The organism is Frateuria sp. GZRR33 (genome assembly GCF_051900425.1).
In the GTDB taxonomy this organism is placed as follows: domain Bacteria; phylum Pseudomonadota; class Gammaproteobacteria; order Xanthomonadales; family Rhodanobacteraceae; genus Frateuria_A.
Window position 1 is genome coordinate 77,056 of the sequence record NZ_JBHZGK010000011.1, and the last position, 20,596, is coordinate 97,651.

A 20,596-nucleotide genomic window follows, 5' to 3' on the forward strand; every position below is an offset into this window, starting at 1 on the left:
CCTCCCCTCCCCCGCGAACGCGGCGCCGACATGCCGCAGACGCGCTTGCGGTCGGAATGCTTCCCTCGCCGCGAGGCCGTCGCGTCGCCCTGCCGCGAGAGAAGCCCGGTACCGCCTAGCGTCGCTCGAACAGCGCGATCGACTCCACGTGCGCGGTGTGGGGAAACATGTCCATCACGCCGGCGGCGGTGAGCTCGAAGCCGTGGCGATGCACCAGCAGGCCGGCATCGCGGGCCAGCGAGGCCGGGTGGCAGGAAACGTAGACGATGCGGTCGGTGCCCTTGCGCGGCAGGTACTCCAGCACCTGCTCGGCGCCAGCCCGCGGCGGGTCGAGCAGGATCTTGTCCCACCCGGCGCGGGCCCAGGCGCTGCCGCGTTGGTCCTCGAACAGGTTGGCGACATGGAACGGCGCGTTGGCAATGCCGTTGCGGGCGGCGTTGGCGGCGGCGCGCTCGACCAGCCCGTGCTCGCCCTCGACCCCGGCGACCTCGGCCACGCGCCGCGCGATCGGCAGGGTGAAGTTGCCCAGGCCGCAGAACAGGTCGAGCACGCGGTCGGTCGGTTGCGGATCGAGCAGCTCCATCGTCCGCGCCAGCATGCGCCGGTTCATGCCGGCATTGACCTGCACGAAATCCAGGGGCTGGAACTCCAGCTCCACGTCGGCCAAGCCCGCCCCGGCCGGCAGCCGGAAGGTCAGTCGCGGCTGCTCGGGCCACAGCGGGTGCACGCTGCTGACGCCGCCCGGTTGCAGGTAGATCGCGAGACCGTGCGCCTTGCCGAAGGCGACCAGCGCCTGGCTGTCCCGCTCGCTCAGCGGTTTGAGGTGCCGGAACACCAGGGCGACGATGTCGTCGCCGGCGGCGAACTCGATCTGCGGGATGTCGTTGGCCGCGTCCAGGCCCCCGATCAGCTCGGCCAGCAGGCCGATCCGGCCACCGATGGCCGGGTGCACCACCTCGCAACGGCTGATGTCGGCCACGAAGCGCGGGTTGGACTCCTCGCGGAACCCCACCAGCACGCGCCCCTTCTTGGCCACCGCGCGCACCGACAGGCGGCCCTTGCGGCGATAGCCCCAGGGGGCATCGGTGAGCGGCTCAAGCCAGCGTTTGGGTTCGACCTTGCCGATCCGCGCGAAGTTGTCCGACAGCACGCGCTGCTTGGCCTGAATCTGGGCCGGCGCGTCCAGGTGCTGCAAGGAACAGCCGCCGCACTGGCCGAAGTGCGCGCACTGCGGCTCGACGCGATGCGGCGAGCGCTCGAGCACTTCGAGCGTCTCGGCTTCGTCGAAGTTGCGGTGGCGCTTGCGTATCCCCAAGCGAACCTGCTCGCCCAGCAGTGCACCGCTGACGAACACGGTCTTGCCGTCGATGCGGGCGACGCCGCGGCCGTCATGGGCCAGGTCGGTAATGGTGGCTTCGAATTCTTTCATGGCACTCGTAAAACGCCTGCGCCCGGATCGGCGACCCGGGCGCAGCGGTCAAACAGGGGAACGGAGGGCGCGGCTTACTTGCGCTTCCAGGCGCCCGAAGCGTCCTGATAATACCAGCCCGCGTGGGCGCGCTCGATCCAGCCCTTGGCGAAGGTGGCGCGGATCTGCGGCTCCCACTCGGGGTGGCCGTTGGCGCGGGCAATCTCCCGATACAACGCATTGCGGTCGCTGTTCTCGTCCGCCACGGCGGCGGTGGCCTGCGCGCGCTTGCTGAGCGGGATCTTGCCGGCATCGTGCACGGCCACCAGCCCGTCCTTCGTAAAGCCCACCGCGCCGGAGTCGAGCAGCGCCTGCAAGGTGTTCTGGAAGCGCGCCTGCATGCGACCGCGGATCGCCTCGGTGGCCGGCGTCTGCACACGGATATCGGGCGTGTCGGCATACGCGGCCGGCACCAGCAGGTCGAGCAGCATGGCCGAGGGGCGCGCCGGCTCATGGGTCTGCGGCGCGGGCTTGGTGTCCTGCGCCGGCGCGCTGCCCTGGTCGATCACCGTGCCGATGAAGCGGTCGGCGGCCTTCTGCGCGGCGGCCTCGGGAAAGTACACGTTGATCGTGACGCAACCGACCAGGGCGACCATCACGGTGGTCAGCAGGGCATAGACGAGCTTGCGCATGAATGGGCTCCTGAGGGTGTGTTTCAGCGGACCTGCGGGCCGCCGCCTTCGGTGGCCGCCTTCAGCCGGCTCACCAGGGTGGGCCAGTCGACCTCGTGCTGGTGGCCGATGACCTGGAGGTGCGGCAAACCGCTGCCCTCGACGATAGTGTAACCGTCCCCGGTATTCTCCAGCCCGCTCATGTGGCAGACCGTGCCGACCAGCGTGCAGTTGAGGCCGATACGCGCGTAGCCGAAGGTCTTGAAGAGCTTGAGCACCGCGCCTTGCAGGCCGGCGGCGATGCCGCCGCCACCGACGGAGGTGAGGTTGTTGACCGCGCGCTGGCTGATCCGGCCGCCTTCGTCGGCAAGCAGGTGTGCCTCGAACGCAACCGGTTGCCAGTCGACCAGGCGAAGGTTGGCGATGCTGCCGTGCAGTGGGCCGGTGATGCTGCCGAAGTCGAACACACTGGTGATCGAGCCCAGATCCAGTTGGCGGAAACCGATGTCCGCCGCCAGCACCGGGCTGGGCCCGAACGGCTGCGTCAGCGCAAGCTGGGTGATGTCCACGAAGCCGTTGAAGACGTTGACCGACAGGCCGCCGGACAACTCTACCGTGTCGTCCACCCAGCGCAGCGACGGGATCGCGCCGCCGAGCGTGCCGGGGAACTGCGGCCAGCCCATCGTCTTGCTGAAGGCGGCCATGTCCACGCCGGTGACGGCCAGCGAGGTTTCAAGCCGCTCGCCCCTCGCGGCGGCGGGACGCCAGTCGAGCTGGCCCACGCGCACCGTGCCGCCGAGCAGGGCGACCGCCAGCGGCTGGGTCAATCCGAGCGTGCCGCCCTGGCTGCGCCACTGCGCCCTGCCCGGTCCGAACGGCAGGCGGTACAGGCGCAACCCGCGCCAACCGAGGCTGGTGGTGGGTCGATCCGTTTCCGCGGACCAGTCCAGCCCGCCGTTGAGGTCATCGACCGCCAGCCGGCCGTCGGCGGTCGCCAGGCCGAGATGGTCGGCGCTGAAGGCGAAGCCGCGCGGGCCGTCGTCGCGCAGGTCCAGGTTGCCGCTCAGGGCGCCGGTGACGCGCACCTCGTGCAGGCCCAGCGTATCGAGCCAGGCGGCCCCATAGCGGTCGTAGGCAGCGGGAAACCGGGCTTGGAAGCGCTCCAGGCGCAACTTGTCGAGGTTGCCCTTGGCATCGAAGGCCAGCGCGCCGTCCAGTTGCAGCGCATCGGCATCGTTGACGCGCAGGCGGTTGATGGCCAGCGCACCGCCCTGGCCGACCGCGGCCACGTTGAGCTGTACCGGGTGGTCGGGAAGCTTCGCGTAGATCGGGCCGAGCAGCAGCTCGCCACCGTGAAGGGTGGCATCCACGGTAAATCGCGCCGGGCCGCCCTGGGTATCGATGCCCAGCCGGCCATTGGCATCGACGCCCTGCCCCGCCAGCGTCCCGCTGGGGCTGTCGAAGCCCACGCCATCGAGGCTGAATTCACCCGACGACTGGATGCCGTTGTCGTGCACGTCCAGCGCCAGCTCGGCATCCAGTTGCCCGCCCGTGGGCCGGCCGGACCAGACCGTACCGAGCAATCCGGCCAGCCACTGGGCGGGAAGGTTCTTCAGTGTGATCTGCGCGTGGGTGGTCTGGTCGAGTGGAATCCAGGCGCTGGCGCTCGCCGCGGACTGGGTGATATCCGCCTGCAGGGTGTTGGCGCGTTGGTCGATCACCAGGTGCACGTCGGAATGGCCCAGTGCCCCGCCCGGTGCCCCGCGCAGGGCGACCGCGCCGTCCAGCAACCAGCGCATCTGCAGGTCGCGCGACAGGACGCCTTCCAGGTCCAGCCCGACCCGACGCCAGCCCATCGCCGCGACGTCGGCGCGCGCGGCGTGGAGCTTCAGCGCCAGCCCGCCGTTGCCGTCCTCGCCGACGTGCAGGCTCACCTGTTGCAGCCGGACGCCGGGCACCGCAACCACCTTGGCGGTCAGGTCGACATCCGCCCAGGCGGGTCCCGTCCACGCGGCGACGAGGAGCAGGCCCAGGCACAGCAGCAGGCGGCGGGAGGGAGGGAGCATGTGCCATCATTCTGCCAAAGCCAGCTGAACGACATGGATTTCGTCAATGAGCACAGCCGCCTTTCTGCGCCAGCCACCGCCCGCCAGCCTCCCCCTGCCCTATGTGCTGGTGGCCGACGACGACCCGGCCAGCCGCCGCTTCCTCGGTGACGGGTTGCGCGCGCTGGGTGCGCAGGTGCACGAGTGCGCCGACGGGCAGTTGGCGCTGGCGCGCGCCGCCATCGAAACCTTCGACCTGCTGCTGCTCGACTGCCGCATGCCCGGCGCCGGCGCGCGCGACGTGCTGGCGGCCTTGCGCGCCGATGCGCAGGCTCGGTCGGCCGACACACCGGCCGTCGCGACCAGCGCCGAGGTGTCGAGCGAGGATCGCCAGCAACTGCTGGCCGCGGGCTTCAGCGAGGTGCTGCTCAAGCCCTGCGAACTGGAGGCGCTGCGCCCGCTGGTTACGCTCGCCCGCAACAGCGGTCGCCACACACCGCTGCTCGATGACGCCGCCGGACTGGTCAGCAGCGGCGACGCGGGCACGATGCAGGCGCTGCGTGGGCTGCTGCGCGAGGAACTGGCGACGCTGCTGAAGGAACTGGACCTTTTCTGTCGCGAGCCGTCACGACTGATCGACCGGCTGCACCGGCTGCGTTCGGCCTGCGGCTTCTGCGGTGCGGCCGCACTGGCGCTGCAGGCGACGCATCTGCAGCGCCAGGCGGAGGCTGACGGTTCCGTGGGCGAAGGGGCGCAGGAAAGGTTCCGCCAGACGCTCGTCGCGACGCTGGCGGCACTGGACCGCTGAGCCCCGCCACAGCTCGCATGCCGGAGGATGCCATCCGCCCGCCTTCGGACCGGTAGGCGAGGCACCTGTCCGGCCTGAATCAGCCCGCCTGACGCCGGGACATGGCGGCGGCCAGTACACGCCATGCGTGCAGTTCGCCACCGCCGAGATGGAAACGGATGACCTCGCGCATCAGACGGCGCAGCGCCGCCAGCCCGGCCGCGTCGGGACATTGGTCCATGGCGAGCGCCAGCAGGTCCGCCCCGCGGATTCCCCGCGGCGCGCCCGCCGGGCAGGTCACCGGGCCATGCTCGACCTGATAGCGATACCAGCCTTCCGGCACCACCGGTTCGCCGCTGTCGGCCTCGCTATCCAGTTGCAACGCATAACCGATGGCCGTGAGCAGGTCGCGCTCGAAGCGCCGCAGTTGCCAGGCCAGCATGCCGGGCCCGGCAAGGCGCGGCAGCGTGCGCGCGTAGGCCTCGAACAGCTCCGGCAGCGGATCCTGGCGGCCGGTCAGTCGCACCACCAGTTCGTTGAGGTAGAGCCCGGCCAGCCCGGCATCGCCGGTCAGCCGAAGCGGTGCACCGGTCGGTTCGGCCGCGCGCAGGGTGGCCAGTTCGCCGCGCAGCAGCAGGTCAAGCGCCAGCGGCTGGAACGGTTCGAGCTGCGCACGCTGCACCCGCGCCCGCTCGCGCCGCACGCCGCGCGCGACCACGCCCAGGCGGCCGTGGTCGCGGGTGAGGCATTCGAGCAGCAGCGAGGTCTCCCGGTAGGGCCGCGCATGCAGGACGTAGGCGGGCTGCTGGTCGAGGAGCATGGGCTAGAGGCGGGAATCGGAGACGGGAAACCGGGATTCGCCAGGCGGCCGGCCAGGATTGCCGATGCCCGATCCCCGGCTCCAGGCATTCAATCGGTATATCCCAGCTTCTTCAGCATCGCCTCGTCGTCCACCCAGCCCTCGCGCACCTTGACCCACAGCTTGAGGAACACCTTGCGCTCGAACAGGCGTTCCATGTGGCGCCGCGCAGCGCTGCCGATGGCCTTGAGCTGGGCCCCGCCCTGCCCGATCACGATCGCCTTCTGGCCGTCGCGCTCCACCCAGATCACGGCATGGATTTCGGCGACGCCGTCCTCGCGGTCATGAAACTGCTCGATTTCGACCGTGGTGGCGTAGGGCAGCTCCTGGTCGAGGCGGAGCATGAGCTGCTCGCGCACCATTTCCGCGGCGAGGAAGCGCTCGCTGCGATCGGTGATCTCGTCCTCGCCGAACACCGGCGGGCGTACCGGCAGGCGCTCGAGGATCGCGCGCTCCAGTTCCTTCAGACCCTTCTGCTTGAGGGCGCTGACGTAATGGATGTCCTCGAACTGGTGTGTGGCGGTCAACTCGGCGACGAAGGGCAGCAGCGCGCCCTTGTCCTTGGCCAGGTCAACCTTGTTCATCGCCAGCAGGCGCGGCACGTTCTGCTCCACCAGCGCGGCGTACAGCGCCTCGTCCTCGTCGGTCCAGCGACCAGCCTCGATCAGCTGCACGGCCAGATCCACCTCGGCCATCGCCGTGCGAGCGGCGCGGTTGAGGCTGCGGTTCATCGCACGCTTGGCGCCCCGGTGCAGGCCGGGCGTATCCACGTACATCACCTGCCCTGCCTCACTGGTGGCGATGCCCAGGATGCGGTGCCGGGTCGTCTGCGGGCGCGGGCTGACGATCGAAAGGCGAAAACCGATCAGCGCGTTGAGCAGGGTCGATTTGCCCACGTTCGGGCGGCCGACCAGCGCCACCGCGCCACAACGATAGTTCTCGTGGGGCAGCTCGCCGGCGGTTTCGGGTGCGTCGTTCATGGCAGGAGGTGTTCCGGGGACAGGAGGCAAAGCATGGCGCCGCCGCGCCAATGGCGCCAGCGACGGGGAAAGAAGGGTTCAGGCGGGCGGCAGCGGCTCGGTCAGCTGGCCGAGTACGATCTCGGCCGCGTCCTGCTCGGCGGCGCGTCGGCTGGGGCCGCTTGCCGCGGCGCGCAGCGGCGCCGGTTCGGCGATGCTGCAGGTGACTTCAAAAACCTTGGCATGGTCTTCGCCATGGCTGCCGGCGAGCTCGTAGACCGGCAACGGCAGGCCCCGCGCCTGCAGCCATTCCTGCAGGCGCGTCTTGGCGTCCTTGGAGGATTTGGGCAGGTCGGCAACCCGTTGGGCGAACAGTCCACGTACCGCATCGCGGCAGGCATCGAAGCCGCCGTCGAGATACACCGCCGCGACCAGTGCCTCGAACGCATCGGCCAGGATCGAATCGCGGCGGAACCCACCGCTCTTCAGTTCGCCCGAACCGAGCTTGAGTCCGTCACCCAGTTCCAGTTCGCGCGCGACCAACGCCAGTGCCTGGCCATTGACCAGCTGCGCGCGCAGCCGCGAAAGCTCACCCTCGCTGGCGCGGGGATGCGCCTCGAAAAGCATTTCCCCGACCACGGCGCCGAGCAGCGCATCGCCCAGGAATTCCATGCGCTCGTTGTTCGGCCGGCCCGCGCTGCGGTGGGTCAACGCGAGCTCGGCGAGCGCGGGGTCCCGGAAGCGGTAGTCCAACTTCACTGGTGTCAGAGCGAGGGCACGTTGCCCTGCAGCGGCACGCTCTTTTCGAAGTGCAGCAGGAAGTCGATGTTGTAGACGAACGGCACCTGCTTGTCGTAGGCCACGTGCAGCTGCGTACCGTTGGTGCGATCGATGGTGATGTCCTGCGGCTGGATGGTGGCGTCGTCCACGTACTGGAAGCCCAGCTTGAACATCAGGTCGCGCCGGATCTCGTCCAGCGACTTGCCATCGGAGCCCTCGGTCGAGACCTGCGTCATCGCCTTGGCCACGCCCATGTACTCGGTGTAGGCCGGCACCAGCTTCATGGCCATGTAGCCGAAGAAGGCCACGACGGCCAGGACGATCAGGAACCCGATCAGGGTGATACCCGCTTGCTTGCTCTTCATAGTCCCCTCGCTATGCCGCTGCGGCGGCTACCTCGTCTGTATTCTGCGCGCCGACCTGGCCTCGGGTCACGGGCGCCGCCAGTGGCGCCCGTCACGTCCTGCGTCAGTGGATGATCTTGCCAATACGGCCGAAATCGATCCAGCCGTCGTGCGTGCCCTTCCAGCTCAGCCAGATCAGGAACGCCTTGCCGGCCAGGTTCTGCTCCGGCAGGCAGCCCCACCAGCGGCTGTCGGTGCTGTTGTAGCGGTTGTCGCCCATCACGATATAGCAGCCGGCCGGTACCTTGGCGGGTACCTTCTCGTTGGGGATCGACAGCGGCACCGAGTACGCCGGCATGCGGGCAATCATGTGGTCGATGCTGCCCGTGCCCTCCGAACGCGGCAGATGCTCGGTCCAGACCGTGGCGCCGTAGTCGCGCATCAGCCGCGACTCGTCGCCATTGGGACGGCCCTCGAACGGCCCGGTCAGGTCGGCAGGCACCGGCTTGCCGTTGATGAGCAGCTGGTCGCCGTGTGACTCGATGGTGTCGCCCGGCAGGCCGATCACGCGCTTGATCCAGTTCTGGTTCGGCACCGGGGCATGCGGGTCGGAACAGCTGATGTCGCCGCTGCGCACCCATTGGCCGTTCTCGTCCTGGCACAGATAGCCGGGGAAGCGGAACACGACCACGTCGCCGCGCTTGGGCTCACCCAGGTCCAGGAACTTGTTGTTGAAGGCCGGCATGCGCAGGCCGTAGGCGAACTTGTTGACCAGGATGAAGTCACCCACGTCGAGCGTCGGCATCATCGAGCCGGACGGAATCCGGAACGGCTCGGCCACGAACGAGCGCAGCACCAGCACCACCAGTACCACCGGAAACAGCGATCGCGCCCAGTCCACCGGCACCGGATCGCGGTACTCCTCGCCGGCCGCGTCGAGGCGCGCCTTGCGCTTGTTGTACAGGAACAGCCGGTCCAGCCCCCACACCACGCCGAAGAGCACGGTGAGGGCAAGCAGGATGGCGGAAAAATCGAATTCCATGCGGGACTCCTTGAAAAGCCGGGAATGGTCGATCGCCAATGGTCAATCGGTGGCACCAGCGCTCCGAATGACGACTTCCGATCCCCGGTTCCCGGCTAAAAGCTATTTATCCACTTTCAGGACGGCAAGGAAGGCTTCCTGCGGAATTTCCACGCGGCCGACCTGTTTCATGCGCTTCTTGCCTTCCTTCTGCTTCTCCAGAAGCTTCTTCTTGCGGCTGACATCGCCGCCGTAGCACTTGGCCAGGACGTTCTTGCGCAGCGCCTTGACCGTGGAGCGGGCAATGATCTGCGCGCCGATGGCAGCCTGGATCGCCACGTCGAACTGCTGGCGGGGAATCAGGTCCTTCATGCGCTCGACCAGGTCGCGGCCGCGGCGGTCGGCGTGGCTGCGGTGCACGATCAGGCTGAGCGCATCGACGCGGTCGCCATTGATCAGCACGTCCACGCGCACGAACGGGCCGGCCTCGAAACGCTCGTGGTGGTAGTCCATCGAGGCGTAGCCGCGGGACACCGACTTGAGGCGATCGAAAAAGTCCAGCACCACCTCGGCCAGCGGCATCTCGTAGCTGATCTGGACCTGCGTGGCCATGTACTGGATGGAGCGCTGCACGCCGCGCTTTTCCTCGCACAGGGTGATGATGTTCCCGATGTAATCGGGCGGCGTAAGAATGTTCGCGACAATGATGGGCTCGCGGATCTCGTCGATCTGCGGCACCGGCGGCAGTTTCGCCGGGTTGTCCAGATCCATCACCGTGCCGTCGATCTTGAGCACCTCGTAGACCACCGTCGGTGCGGTGGTGATGAGGTCGAGGTCGTACTCGCGCTCCAGGCGCTCCTGCACGATTTCCATGTGCAGCATGCCGAGGAAGCCGCAGCGGAAACCGAAGCCCATCGCCTCGGACGATTCGGGCTCGAAGAACAGCGCCGCATCGTTCAGGCGCAGCTTGTCCAGCGCCTCGCGCATCGCCGGATAGTCGTCGGCCGACACCGGAAACAGGCCGGCGAACACACGCGGCTGCATGGTCTGGAAACCCGGCAGCGGCTTCTCCGCCGGCTTGGCGGCCAGGGTCAGCGTGTCGCCGACCGGCGCGCCGTGCACGTCCTTGATCGAGGCGTTGATCCAGCCCACCTCGCCGGCGCCGAGCTTCTCGAGCTTCTTGCGCTTGGGCGTGAACACGCCGACGTCGTCGACCTCGTGCACGCGGCCGGTGGACATCACCAGCAGCTTGTCGCCGGGCTTGATCTCGCCCTGCATCACGCGCACCAGCGAGATCACGCCCAGGTAGTTGTCGAACCAGGAGTCGATGATCAGCGCCTGCAGGCGGTCGGTATCGCGCGGCTTCGGCGGCGGAATGCGGGCGACGATGGCCTCGAGCACTTCGGTGACGTTCTGGCCGGTCTTGGCGCTGATCGCCACGGCGTCGTCGGCGTCGATGCCGATCACCGCCTCGATCTCGCCCTTGACCTTCTCCGGATCAGCCGTCGGCAGGTCGATCTTGTTGAGCACCGGCACGACTTCGAGCCCCTGCTCCACTGCGGTGTAGCAGTTGGCCACCGACTGCGCTTCCACGCCCTGGGCCGCGTCGACCACCAGCAGCGCGCCCTCGCAGGCGGCCAGCGAGCGCGACACCTCGTAGGAGAAGTCGACGTGCCCGGGCGTATCGATGAAGTTGAGCTGGTAGGTCTTGCCGTCGCGCGCGGTGTAGGGCAGCGACACGGACTGGGCCTTGATCGTGATGCCGCGCTCGCGCTCGATCGGGTTGTTGTCGAGCACCTGCGCTTCCATCTCGCGTTCGCTCAGGCCACCGCAGAGCTGGATGATGCGGTCGGCGAGCGTCGACTTGCCGTGGTCGATGTGGGCAATGATGGAGAAGTTGCGGATCAGTTCCATGGAATACGCTGGTAGGGCTTTCGCGGCCTGCAAGGGCCGCGGACCGCCGGGATGGCGATACGAACCCGGTATTGTCGCATGGAAACGGACACCGCCCACCAGGCCCTCTCATGCGGCAAAGCCCGCTTGCGAGCGATGCCCTGCCGCCGGCATCGCCCGCATGCGGGCTTCCAAGGTCACGCGCGAGCCTACTTGTCCGAGGGCACCGTCAGGGCGATGAAGCGGGTGTCGTCACCACGGCGCACCAGAAGCAGCACCGTATCGCCCGGTTTGACGTCCTTGGTCGCCGCGCGGAAGGCCGACACGCTGCCGACGTTCTGCTGGCCCACGCGAAGGACCACATCCCCCGGCTGCAGGCCGGCGCGCGCCGCGACCGGGCCGGTGATGTCGGCGATAAGCACGCCTTCGCCCTTCTTCAGGTCGAGCTGCTGGCGGGCATCCTGGTCCAGCTCGCGCACACTCAGCCCCAGCGCCGCCGAACCGGACTGCACCGGCGAGCGGTCATTGCCGCTCGCGCCGGTCTTGTCGTGCGGCGCTTCGCCCACCGTCACCTGGACGGTCTGCTTCTTGCCGTTGCGCAGGATCTCCACCGGTACCTTCGTGCCCGGCTTGGTCATGCCGACCACCGGCGGCAGGTCGCCGGCGTCCATGATGGGCTGGCCGTTGTAGCCGGTAATGATGTCACCAACCTGGATGCCGGCCTTTTCGGCGGCGCTACCGTCCTGCACCACGCCCACGATGGCCCCGCGCGGGTTGTCCATGTTGAGCGCCTTGGCGATCTGGCTGTCCACGCCGCGCACCTGCACGCCGAGCTGGCCCCGGGTGACGTAGCCGTGGTCCTTGATCTGCTGCACGGCGTTCATCGCCACGTCGATCGGGATGGAGAACGACACGCCCAGGTAGCCGCCGGTGTTGGAATAGATCTGCGAATTGATGCCGACCACCTGGCCCTGCAGGTTGAACAGCGGGCCGCCGGAGTTGCCGCGGTTGATCGGTACGTCGGTCTGGATGAACGAGGTATAGGGCTGGTCGCCGCTGCCCAGGTTGCGGCCCACGGCACTGACGATGCCCTGCGTCACGGTGTAGTCCAGCCCGAACGGCGAACCGATCGCCAGCACCCACTGGCCCGGCTCGAGCGAACGCGATTCGCCGATCGATACCGCCGGCAGGCCGCTCTGGTCCACCTTGAGCAAGGCGATGTCGTAGCTCGGGTCGGTGCCCACTACCTTGGCGTTGAGGGTGCGCCGGTCCTGCAGGCGCACGGTGACCGCATCGGCGCCGTCGACCACGTGGTTGTTGGTCAGGATGTAGCCGTCGCTGGAGATGATGAAACCCGAGCCGAGCGAGGTGTGCTCCTGCTCTTCCGGCGAAGGCATCATCGGCATGCCGAAGAAGCGACGGAACAGTTCCATCTGCGGATCGTCCGGCATGCCCGCCTGCATGCGCGGCTCGCGGCGCTGGCCGTTGTACTTGGCCTCCACGTGCACCACGGCGGGGGCGTTCTTCTTAACGATGCCGGTGAAGTCCGGCAGGTTGGCCATCGCCGGCGCGGGCGCGCTCCTGGCTGCAGGCGCGTTGGTCTGTGCAGCCGGCGGTTCGGCCTGGGCGCAACCGGTCGTCACCAGGCCCATCAGTACGCAGCAGGCCAGGGTACGCAGGGGAATTCGGTTCATGGGCTCTCCTCCTTCAGGCAAGAAATAGGGACGCGACCGTGCACGGCCCGCAAGGCGGGCCGGCCGATGGCTAGAGGGAAGACGACCGCGGCGGGGACACGCGGACGCAGGTCACTGGGCGCTGGCAGCCGCCTGGCGCGGATAGCGGGCGCTGGCCGCGCGCTGCGGGTCGATCAGCAAGTAGTAGCCCGGTTCGTCGCTGGGCGCGCGCACCGGCTGCACGCGATAGGGCGACAGGCTGCGGGCATAGGGCATCAACTCTGCACCATAGCTCTCCCCGAGCGTGGCGGCAGCCTGCTGGCTGTAACGGGACGCGGTGTCGCCGCTGAGCCAGGGCGGTACCGCGGCGGGCGCGGCCGGTTCTGCCGGCACCGTGAGCCCGGCGGCCGGCGAGCTCTGGGCCAGACCCGTGGACGCGCGATCCTCGTCCGTCACCGGTCGGGCGATCATCAGCGCCGCCACGGCGACGCTGGCGGCAATGGCGCCGCCGGCGGACCAGCGCAGCCAGTGCGGCGCGCGGCGCCCCGCCCTGACGCCGGATTCCTGCGCGATCGCCTGTTCGACGCGTGCGGCGAACCCGGCCGACGCGAGCGCCGGCAACTGCCGGCGCAGACCGTCGCCCGCCAGGTGGTAGCGCGTCCAGGTCTGCCTCAGCTCGGCGTCATGCTCGAAACGGCGCAGCAGGAAGCGCAACTCCTCGCGGGCGAGTTCGCCGTCGATGCCGGCCGAAAGGTGTTCACGTTGGTCTTGCGTCATGTCGGTTGATCCTCGCGGTCCGAGAGCAGTGGCCGCAGTTGCTGATCGATCGCCTCACGCGCACGGAAGATCCGCGAACGCACGGTACCGATGGGACAGCCCATCGCCTCGGCGATTTCCTCGTAGCTCAGGCCGTCCACCTCGCGCAGCGTGATGGCGGTCCGCAGCTCCTCTGGCAGCGCTTGGACAGTGTCGAAGACGGTTTGTTCAATTTCCTGCCTAAGCAGCTCGCGCTCGGGCGTGGCGCCCTCCTGCATCCGCTCGGCGCCGGTCAGGAAAACCGCGTCTTCGGCCGCGATGTCGTCCATTGGCGGGCGGCGCCCCATTGCGACTAGATGGTTCTTGGCCGTGTTGACCGCGATCTTGTACATCCAGGTGTAGAACTGGCTATCGCCGCGGAACGAGCCGATCGCTCGCCAGGCGCGGACGAACGCTTCCTGCGCCACGTCCTCGCACTCGGCGTAGTTGTTGACGTAGCGGGAGATCAGGCCGATCACCTTGTGCTGGTACTTGCGCACCAGCAGGTCGAAGGCGCGCCGGTCGCCGTTTTGGACACGCTCGACCAGGGCGCTATCCAGTTCGTTTTCGCCCATCCGGGCCGTCTCCTTCGATAACCGCTTGGGTGGCGCCAGCCGGATGGTAACGCGCCGGCCTCAGACAAGCGGCAGCAGCGCAAGTTCACACGGGCGTCACGATGGCTGGCCAGTCCAAAAAAAGCCGTCGACGGGCGACGGCACGCATTCAAGATGCGGCGTGGATGTCCCGGATCAAGGGTGCCGGTTGGGTGGGCTCGGATTCACGCCACGTTGGCCTGGGGCTCTGCCAGCAGGCGCTGGCGCTCGGCCAGCAGGCGGTCGAAGCTGGCATGCGGCAGCGGGCGGCAGAACAGGTAGCCCTGCAGCTCGTCACAGTGGTTGGCGCGCAGGAACTTCAGATGCTGCTCGATCTCCACGCCCTCGGCCACCACGCCGCGCTTCAGGCGATGCGCCATCTCGATGGTGGCGCGCACGATCGCCTCGTCGTCCGGGTCGATGCCGATGTTGCGCACGAAGCTCTGGTCGATCTTGATGCGGTCCGCCGGCAGTTTGCGCAGGTAGTCGAGCGAGGCCGCGCCGGTGCCGAAATCGTCGATCGCGATGCGGCACCCCAGCCGGTGCAGGCCGTGCAGGTTCTCCACCAGATTGGGCACCGCCTTGATGCTGATGCTTTCGGTGACCTCCAGCTCCAGCAGTCGGGGGTCCAGGCCCGACTCGGCGAGCGCCGCCGTCACGGTGTCCAGCAGGTCCGGTTCCATCAGCTGCACGGCCGAGAGGTTGACGCCCAGGCGCAGGCGCAGGCCGTACTTCTCCTCCCACTCGTGCGCCTGGCGGCAGGCGGTGCGCAGCACCCAGGCGCCGAGCGACACGATCAGGCCGGTCTCCTCGGCCAGCGGGATGAACACGCCGGGGCTGATCGGGCCCAGTTCCGGGTGCTCCCAGCGCACCAGCGCCTCCATGCCGACGATGTCCTCGCTCTCGGCGTCGACCTGCGGCTGGTAGAACACGCGCAGTTCGCCGTTGCCTTCGGCATGGCGCAGCCGGGTCTTGAGCAGCACGTCGTGCTGCTGCGCCTGTTCCGGACTGATCTCGTAGAACTGGAAGTTGTTGCGACCCTGGCGCTTGGCCGCGTACATCGCCTCGTCGGCGTGCTTGAGCAGGGTTTCGGCGTCGAGCGCATCGTCGGGATAGAAGCTCACGCCGATCGAGGCAGTGACCTTGAGCGGTGCGTCCTCGCCGGCGATCTTGAGCGGCGCCTCCATCACCTGCACGATCTTCTCGGCCACGCGCAGCACGTCGTCGTTCTTGATGATGTGGCGCAGCACCACCACGAACTCGTCGCCGGCATAGCGGGCCACGGTGTCGGAGGCCCGCACGCTGGAGCACAGGCGGTGGGTGACCGTCTTGAGCACGTGGTCGCCGGCGGCGTGACCGAGCGTATCGTTGATGTCCTTGAACCGGTCCAGATCGACGAACAGCACCGCGAAGGTCTCCCGGGTGCGGTGCGCCTCGCGGATGATGGTGTCCAGGCGGTCGTTGAACAGCAGGCGGTTGGGCAGGCCCGTGAGCGCATCGATCAGGCCTTCGGCCCGGCCTTGCTCGCGGGTCAGCCGCAGCTCCTGCGCATGCGCGAAGCGCGCGGCGGCGCAGCGCAGCACCGGCTCGACCAGGCCCATGTCGCCGAACGGCGTACGGCTGCCGACCAGCAGGGCGCCCAGCACCGAGCGCCGTTCGTCGAACAGCGGCAGGCCCGCAAAGCCGGATACGCCAAGCATCTCGATCAATGGATCGCTCGCGGCGAGCTTGCAGGCATCGGCCGGGTGCAGCACCGCCTTGCCGTCCAGCACCTGGCGCAGCACGCCCTGCTGGGCCGGCGCGGGCCAGGGCTGGTCCTCGCCACGCCACAGCTGGATCAGCAGGCCCGGACCGGACGCGCCTTCCGCTGGCCGGGACGACCACAAGGCGAGATAATCCAGGCCCAGTTCGTCCACCAGCAGGCGCGCGGCGACCTTCTGCGTGTCGATGCCACTGGCCGAGGCGAACATGCGCGAGAGCAGGCTGAGGGCCGCCTCGGCGCGGATGTCGGCGCGGTCGCTGCGGAACAGCAGCGCAATGGCTTCCTGTTCCCCGTGGCGGATCCGCCGTGCGCTGGCCTGGCCGGTGTCGGCGCCACGGCTGGAACGCCGTTGGCATGCGTACCATCGCCGATCGGCCTGCTGCAGCACGTGTTCGATGCCGATGCCCTCGAACGCCAGCAGTTCGCGCAGGCCACGGCCGACCAGTTGCTCCACCTCGAGATGGCTGTGCCGCACCACCGCCGAACTGGTTTCCAGCACGCGCTCGGTCTGCGGATCGACGATCAGCCACTCGCTCGCGTCCTCCTCGAACGCGAAGCGGTACTGGTCCGGCCCGGCCTGCACCGGCGGGGCCGCCTGCGGCCGGGCGCGGCGCCAGCGGGCGACCAGCTCCAGCTCCACCTGCGAGCCGTACAGCCAGTCGGCCATACCCGCCGGGAGCTGCCCGGGCTTGACCGTGGCGCCATCGGCGATCACCGCGATCATGGGCGCCTCGGCGCAGGCCGGGATGCGGCGCAACTGTTCGCAGGTGGCCTGGGCATCGGTCTCGTCGCCCTCGAACGCCACCACCGCCAGCATGAGCGGCGGTCGACCGTCCAGCAGCAACTCCGCGTGCGGCACCCCGCGTGCGGTATGGATGGTGGGATGGCCCGCGCCGTCCAGCGCGTCGAACATGTTCCGGCGCAAATCGCGCTGGGCGGCGACCACCAGGATGCCGGCGTTCACGCGGTCCTCCGCTTCAGGCGACAAGCCAGCGGCCGTCGCGCAGGCGCGGACGCAGCGGGGCGTCCGGCTGGCCCTTCATGCGCATGGCCATGTCCCCCAGGTGGTCGACCAGCGCCGGCGAGGCATCCAGCAGCACCACCCGGCGCACGTGGCCGGCGGGCGGCTTGGCCAACTGGCGCAGCAGGGTGCTGTCCATCGCCGATAGCGGCGGCTCCAGGCCCATCAGCAGGTAGACGCCGAAATGCATGCTCTGCTGCATGTAACGAAGCGCGGCGCCCAGGCGCTGGCTGCCCGGCACGCGCGCATGGGCGTCGATCAGGTTGCCCAGTCCCAGGTCCGGCTGCCACAGGTAGACCGCCTGCCCGCTCCGCCGCACGACGGCGCGGAACTGCTCGATCAGTGCCTGGCTGTCGCAGCCCTCGAGCAGGATCAGCCCGGCCGGCGCAGCCAGGATGCGCTCGAAGATCTCGATGCCGGGAGGCGGCGGGGCGGAGGCCAGCAAGGGGTTCATCGGGCGTACGTTACGGACTTGCGGACGAAGCGCAATAGCGCCAGGTCACCGTTCGGAAAAGTGGGACCGCCGGGACGACCGGCCCTCAACTCGCATTCATCCGCACGCAGCGGTATGGTTCTGGGCTCCCCCGGCTACACCACCCAACGCCATGTTCGAAGGATTGCGCTTCAATCACTGGAAGACGAGCGTGGACGATGGCGGCATCGTCACCCTGACCCTGGACCGCGCCGACAGCAGCGTCAACGCAATTTCGCGCGACGTGCTCGATGAACTGGCGCAGATCGTCGAACGCCTGGCGATCGAGAAGCCTGCTGGCGTGATCGTCCACTCCGCCAAGGTTTCCGGCTTCGCCGTGGGTGCGGACATCAAGGAATTCGTGCGCTATGCCGAGCAGGACACCGTGCTGGAGAACATCCGCCACGGCCAGCAGGTCTTCGAGTCGCTGGCCCGCCTGCCCTGCCCGACCGTGGCCGCGGTGCACGGTGCCTGCATGGGCGGTGGCACGGAGCTGATCCTGGCCTGCCGCCAGCGCATCGCCGCCGATGACGAGAAGACGAAGATCGGGCTGCCCGAGGTCATGCTCGGCATCCATCCCGGCTGGGGCGGCACGGCCCGCCTGCCGCGGCTGATCGGCGCGACCGAGGCGCTGCCGATCATGCTCACCGGCCGGCCTCTCTCGGCCAGGCGCGCGCAGGCGCTGGGCGTGGTCGACCGCGTCGCCCCGCCGGCCGAGCTGCTGGCCGAGGCCCGCGCCCTGCTGCGTCGCCCGCATGCGCGGCCGTTCGCGCAACGTGCCAAGGCCTGGGCGACCAACTGGTGGCCCGTGCGGCAGATCCTGGCGCCGATGGTGACCAGGCAGACCGCGGCCAAGGTGCGCAAGGAGCATTATCCGGCCCCGTTCGCGCTGATCGATGTCTGGCAGAGCGGCGGCGCCAGCATCCAGCAGCGGCTGAAGCTCGAAGCGCGCTCGGTCGCGAAGCTTGCGCAGACGCCCACGGCGCACAACCTGATCCGCGTGTTCCTGTTGCAGGAGCGCCTCAAGGGGGCCGGCGGCGGGGTCGACCCCGGCATCCGCCGCGTGCACGTGGTCGGCGCCGGGGTGATGGGCGGCGACATCGCCGCCTGGGCGGCCTACAAGGGCTACGACGTGACCCTGCAGGACCGTGAGATGAAGTTCGTCCAGCCCGCGCTGGACCGGGCCCGCGGCTTCTACGAAAAGAAGCTCAGGACGCCCGAAAAAGTGCAGGCCGCCATGGGCCGCCTGCGCCCCGACGTCGAAGGCGCCGGCGTGGCTACGGCCGACCTCGCGATCGAGGCGATCTACGAAAACGCCGAGGCCAAGCGCGAGCTCTACGCGAAGATCGAGCCGCAGTTCAAGGCGCAGGAAATCCTTGCCAGCAACACCTCCAGCATCCCGCTGGACGAACTGCGCCAGGGCCTGTCCGCCCCGCAACGCTTCCTCGGTCTGCATTTCTTCAACCCGGTGGCGCAGATGCCGCTGGTCGAGGTAGTGCGCCACGACCAGCTGGACCCCGCGATCGAAAAGCGGGCGCTGGCCTTCTGCAAGGCACTGGGCAAGGTGCCGGTGGCAGTCAAGGGCACGCCCGGCTTCCTGGTCAACCGGATCCTGATGCCCTACCTGCTCGAAGCCTTGCGCCTCTACAGCGAAGGCGTGCCGGGCCCGGTGCTCGACCGCGAGGCGAAAAAGTTCGGTATGCCGATGGGGCCGATCGAACTGGCCGATACCGTCGGCCTGGACGTGTGCGCCTCGGTCGGCAAGGAGCTGGCCCCGTTCCTCGGGCTGGAACTGCCCCCTGGCATCGAGGACAAGCTGGAGGCCGGCAAACGCGGCAAGAAGGATGGCCAGGGCCTGTACGTGTGGCAGGACGGCAAGCCGGTCAAACCGGAGGTCGACCCCGGCTACACGCCGCCGCCGGACATCCAGGACCGGATGATCCTGCCGATGGTCAACGAGGCGGTCGCCTGCCTGGCCGACGGCGTGGTGGACGATGCCGACCTGCTCGACGCAGGCGTGATCTTCGGTACCGGATTCGCTCCGTTCCGCGGTGGCCCGATCCAGTACATCCGCAGCGAGGGCGCATCGGCCGTGCGCGCGCGCCTGGAGCAGTTGGCGCAGCGCCATGGCGAGCGGTTCCTGCCCAAGCAGGGATGGGACTCACCGGCGCTCGGCCAGCCCACGACCCTGTAACCCGCAGGGCACGCTTCAGTCCGTTGCACTCAACGGCAAGGTGGGCCCAGGCCCACCCCTGCTCACCACATCAGATCGTCAGGAACGCCGTCGTCGTCGCCCGCCGCCTGCGGATCGACCAGCAGCGCAAGCTGATGGGGGTCGATCTCCCGCACCTGCTCGGCGATGGCCTGGGTCACCAGCAGATAGCGGCCGTTCTGCTGCACGACACCCAGGTGCCCCAGATTGAGTGCGGCCAACTGGTCTGCGTCCACGTGCACGCGCCGGATCTTGCCGCCGTACTCGAAATGGCGCACCTGGTCGACCTCGGCCTTGTTCAGCACCTGGCCTTCCAGCAGCTTCTGGATCTTCGCCTTGCGCTCGCGCCTGAGGCGCGCCTGCTCGGCGGCCTCTTGCTCGGCACGCTTGCGCTCGGTGGCTTCGGTCTGCGCGCGGATGGCATAGGCCTTGGCCAGATCCATCTCGCCGTTGTCGCGGCGCGGCTGCGCTGCATGCGGCTTGCCCTTGCCCTGCGGCTGACGCCCGCCGCGGGGCGGCTGGGATGGCGACTTCGCGCGCTGCTCCTCGCGCACCTGCTTGACGATGCCGCTCTTCAGCAGCTGATCACGGAGAGAGTCGGCCATGATCGAAGCTCCAGTTGCGTTGGTTTTTCCAGGCGCGCCGTGCGCACCCGGTGCTTGTCAGTAATGAGGCGGCGGTGGTTCGCTGTGCGGATCGCTGCCCTGCGCCGTGCGCATCGAAGCCAGCTCGGCACGCAGGTCGTGCAGCACGCGCTCCAGCGCCACCAGCCGCATCGCCTGTTCGGCATCGGCGGCCGCAAGCGCGGCCACCGTGTCGTCGAGGAAAGTGAGGCGTACCTCGAGTTCCTCCAGGCGGCGCTCGATGTCAGACATGGTCCACTCTCAGCGAACGTCCGCGGCCGATGCCGTAATAGGCCAATCCCGCTTCCTCCACCTGCGCCGGGTCGTACAGGTTGCGCCCGTCGAAGATCGCCGGGTCCTTCAGCGCGCCACGGATGCGTGCGAAGTCCGGCGCGCGGAACGCCTTCCACTCGGTCACGATCGCCAGCACGTCGGCACCTTCCAGCGCCTCGTACGCGTCCTCGCACAGCTTGAGGTCCGGCCGCTCGCCGTAGATGCGCGTGGTCTCGGCGCGTGCCTCCGGATCGAACGCGCGCACCTTCGCGCCGGCGGCCCACAGCATCTCCATCAGCCGGCGGCTGGAGGCCTCGCGCATGTCGTCGGTGTTGGGCTTGAACGCCAGCCCCCACAACGCCACGGTCTTGCCCTTGAGCGCGCCGCCGTAGTGCCGCTCGATCA

General features: G+C 68.7%; 19 protein-coding genes. 2 read left to right on the forward strand and 17 right to left on the reverse strand.

Going from position 1 to position 20,596, the window contains the following annotated elements; genetic code table 11:
• Positions 1-115 precede the first annotated feature (115 nt).
• From rlmD to ACFWZU_RS13760, 3 genes are all read right to left on the reverse strand, one after another.
• A complete protein-coding gene (gene rlmD, locus ACFWZU_RS13750; RefSeq protein ID WP_439702110.1) occupies positions 116-1,429 on the reverse strand; it encodes a 23S rRNA (uracil(1939)-C(5))-methyltransferase RlmD in 1,314 nt (437 codons plus the stop codon).
• A gap of 74 nt (positions 1,430-1,503) precedes the next feature.
• Positions 1,504-2,100 carry a YdbL family protein gene (locus tag ACFWZU_RS13755; protein WP_439702111.1) on the reverse strand — a complete coding sequence of 199 codons (597 nt, stop codon included), beginning with the start codon at positions 2,098-2,100 and terminating at the stop codon, positions 1,504-1,506.
• 23 nt (positions 2,101-2,123) lie between these two features.
• Positions 2,124-4,145, reverse strand: a complete 2,022-nt coding sequence (locus ACFWZU_RS13760; RefSeq protein ID WP_439702112.1) for a hypothetical protein — start codon at positions 4,143-4,145, stop codon at positions 2,124-2,126.
• Between the two features lie 46 nt (positions 4,146-4,191).
• Here ACFWZU_RS13760 and ACFWZU_RS13765 point away from each other — a divergent pair, with 46 nt between their 5' ends.
• A complete protein-coding gene (locus ACFWZU_RS13765) occupies positions 4,192-4,932 on the forward strand; it encodes a response regulator (RefSeq protein WP_439702113.1) in 741 nt (246 codons plus the stop codon).
• A 79-nt stretch (positions 4,933-5,011) separates the two neighbouring features.
• Here ACFWZU_RS13765 and recO read toward each other — a convergent pair whose 3' ends face one another.
• From recO to ACFWZU_RS13820, 11 genes are all read right to left on the reverse strand, one after another.
• Positions 5,012-5,731, reverse strand: coding sequence for a DNA repair protein RecO (recO, locus tag ACFWZU_RS13770; protein ID WP_439702114.1), 720 nt, complete (start codon positions 5,729-5,731; stop codon positions 5,012-5,014).
• 89 nt (positions 5,732-5,820) lie between these two features.
• On the reverse strand, positions 5,821-6,750 hold the full coding sequence (era, locus tag ACFWZU_RS13775; protein WP_439702115.1) for a GTPase Era: 930 nt from the start codon (positions 6,748-6,750) through the stop codon (positions 5,821-5,823).
• Between the two features lie 78 nt (positions 6,751-6,828).
• Positions 6,829-7,488 (reverse strand): ribonuclease III, encoded by a 660-nt coding sequence (gene rnc / locus ACFWZU_RS13780; protein WP_439702116.1) that lies wholly within the window; start codon positions 7,486-7,488, stop codon positions 6,829-6,831.
• Positions 7,489-7,493: 5 nt separating this feature from the next.
• Positions 7,494-7,874 (reverse strand): DUF4845 domain-containing protein, encoded by a 381-nt coding sequence (locus ACFWZU_RS13785; RefSeq protein ID WP_439702117.1) that lies wholly within the window; start codon positions 7,872-7,874, stop codon positions 7,494-7,496.
• A 103-nt stretch (positions 7,875-7,977) separates the two neighbouring features.
• A complete protein-coding gene (gene lepB / locus ACFWZU_RS13790) occupies positions 7,978-8,895 on the reverse strand; it encodes a signal peptidase I (protein ID WP_439702118.1) in 918 nt (305 codons plus the stop codon).
• A 102-nt stretch (positions 8,896-8,997) separates the two neighbouring features.
• Entirely contained in the window at positions 8,998-10,788 is a 1,791-nt protein-coding gene (gene lepA / locus ACFWZU_RS13795; protein WP_439702119.1) for a translation elongation factor 4, read from the reverse strand.
• 188 nt (positions 10,789-10,976) lie between these two features.
• Positions 10,977-12,461: a DegQ family serine endoprotease gene (locus tag ACFWZU_RS13800; protein ID WP_439702120.1), complete on the reverse strand. Its 1,485-nt coding sequence runs from the start codon at positions 12,459-12,461 to the stop codon at positions 10,977-10,979.
• Positions 12,462-12,572: 111 nt separating this feature from the next.
• Positions 12,573-13,217 (reverse strand): sigma-E factor negative regulatory protein, encoded by a 645-nt coding sequence (locus tag ACFWZU_RS13805; RefSeq protein WP_439702121.1) that lies wholly within the window; start codon positions 13,215-13,217, stop codon positions 12,573-12,575.
• Entirely contained in the window at positions 13,214-13,810 is a 597-nt protein-coding gene (gene rpoE / locus ACFWZU_RS13810) for an RNA polymerase sigma factor RpoE (RefSeq protein WP_439702122.1), read from the reverse strand. Before rpoE ends, ACFWZU_RS13805 begins: the two co-directional genes overlap by 4 nt.
• Positions 13,811-14,013: 203 nt before the next feature.
• Positions 14,014-16,554: a putative bifunctional diguanylate cyclase/phosphodiesterase gene (locus ACFWZU_RS13815; RefSeq protein WP_439702123.1), complete on the reverse strand. Its 2,541-nt coding sequence runs from the start codon at positions 16,552-16,554 to the stop codon at positions 14,014-14,016.
• Between the two features lie 13 nt (positions 16,555-16,567).
• Entirely contained in the window at positions 16,568-17,065 is a 498-nt protein-coding gene (locus ACFWZU_RS13820) for a hypothetical protein (RefSeq protein ID WP_439702124.1), read from the reverse strand.
• Between the two features lie 151 nt (positions 17,066-17,216).
• On the opposite strand from ACFWZU_RS13820, the gene ACFWZU_RS13825 reads away from it, so the two are divergent.
• Positions 17,217-19,277 (forward strand): 3-hydroxyacyl-CoA dehydrogenase NAD-binding domain-containing protein, encoded by a 2,061-nt coding sequence (locus ACFWZU_RS13825; protein ID WP_439702125.1) that lies wholly within the window; start codon positions 17,217-17,219, stop codon positions 19,275-19,277.
• A 62-nt stretch (positions 19,278-19,339) separates the two neighbouring features.
• On the opposite strand, the gene ACFWZU_RS13830 is transcribed toward ACFWZU_RS13825, so the two are convergent.
• From ACFWZU_RS13830 to ACFWZU_RS13840, 3 genes are all read right to left on the reverse strand, one after another.
• The gene (locus tag ACFWZU_RS13830) at positions 19,340-19,900 is read right to left on the reverse strand and encodes a DUF2058 domain-containing protein (protein WP_439702126.1); all 561 of its coding nucleotides are present in this window, start codon (positions 19,898-19,900) and stop codon (positions 19,340-19,342) included.
• Positions 19,901-19,957: 57 nt separating this feature from the next.
• Positions 19,958-20,170 carry a SlyX family protein gene (locus ACFWZU_RS13835; RefSeq protein WP_439702127.1) on the reverse strand — a complete coding sequence of 71 codons (213 nt, stop codon included), beginning with the start codon at positions 20,168-20,170 and terminating at the stop codon, positions 19,958-19,960.
• Positions 20,163-20,596: UDP binding domain-containing protein (locus tag ACFWZU_RS13840; RefSeq protein WP_439702128.1), on the reverse strand; the 434-nt coding region annotated here is incomplete at its 5' end. The genes ACFWZU_RS13835 and ACFWZU_RS13840, both read right to left, overlap by 8 nt.

Bases quoted from the DNA above. Each gene is read 5' to 3' on its own strand.
- recO (WP_439702114.1), bottom strand. From the start codon at position 5,731: ATGCTCCTCGACCAGCAGCCCGCCTACGTCCTGCATGCGCGGCCCTAC.
- ACFWZU_RS13835 (WP_439702127.1), bottom strand. From the start codon at position 20,170: ATGTCTGACATCGAGCGCCGCCTGGAGGAACTCGAGGTACGCCTCACT.
- rlmD (WP_439702110.1), bottom strand. From the start codon at position 1,429: ATGAAAGAATTCGAAGCCACCATTACCGACCTGGCCCATGACGGCCGC.
- lepA (WP_439702119.1), bottom strand. From the start codon at position 10,788: ATGGAACTGATCCGCAACTTCTCCATCATTGCCCACATCGACCACGGC.
- ACFWZU_RS13820 (WP_439702124.1), bottom strand. From the start codon at position 17,065: ATGAACCCCTTGCTGGCCTCCGCCCCGCCGCCTCCCGGCATCGAGATC.
- lepB (WP_439702118.1), bottom strand. From the start codon at position 8,895: ATGGAATTCGATTTTTCCGCCATCCTGCTTGCCCTCACCGTGCTCTTC.
- ACFWZU_RS13805 (WP_439702121.1), bottom strand. From the start codon at position 13,217: ATGACGCAAGACCAACGTGAACACCTTTCGGCCGGCATCGACGGCGAA.
- ACFWZU_RS13755 (WP_439702111.1), bottom strand. From the start codon at position 2,100: ATGCGCAAGCTCGTCTATGCCCTGCTGACCACCGTGATGGTCGCCCTG.
- ACFWZU_RS13760 (WP_439702112.1), bottom strand. From the start codon at position 4,145: ATGCTCCCTCCCTCCCGCCGCCTGCTGCTGTGCCTGGGCCTGCTCCTC.
- ACFWZU_RS13800 (WP_439702120.1), bottom strand. From the start codon at position 12,461: ATGAACCGAATTCCCCTGCGTACCCTGGCCTGCTGCGTACTGATGGGC.
- rpoE (WP_439702122.1), bottom strand. From the start codon at position 13,810: ATGGGCGAAAACGAACTGGATAGCGCCCTGGTCGAGCGTGTCCAAAAC.
- ACFWZU_RS13765 (WP_439702113.1), top strand. From the start codon at position 4,192: ATGAGCACAGCCGCCTTTCTGCGCCAGCCACCGCCCGCCAGCCTCCCC.
- era (WP_439702115.1), bottom strand. From the start codon at position 6,750: ATGAACGACGCACCCGAAACCGCCGGCGAGCTGCCCCACGAGAACTAT.
- ACFWZU_RS13785 (WP_439702117.1), bottom strand. From the start codon at position 7,874: ATGAAGAGCAAGCAAGCGGGTATCACCCTGATCGGGTTCCTGATCGTC.
- ACFWZU_RS13830 (WP_439702126.1), bottom strand. From the start codon at position 19,900: ATGGCCGACTCTCTCCGTGATCAGCTGCTGAAGAGCGGCATCGTCAAG.
- ACFWZU_RS13825 (WP_439702125.1), top strand. From the start codon at position 17,217: ATGTTCGAAGGATTGCGCTTCAATCACTGGAAGACGAGCGTGGACGAT.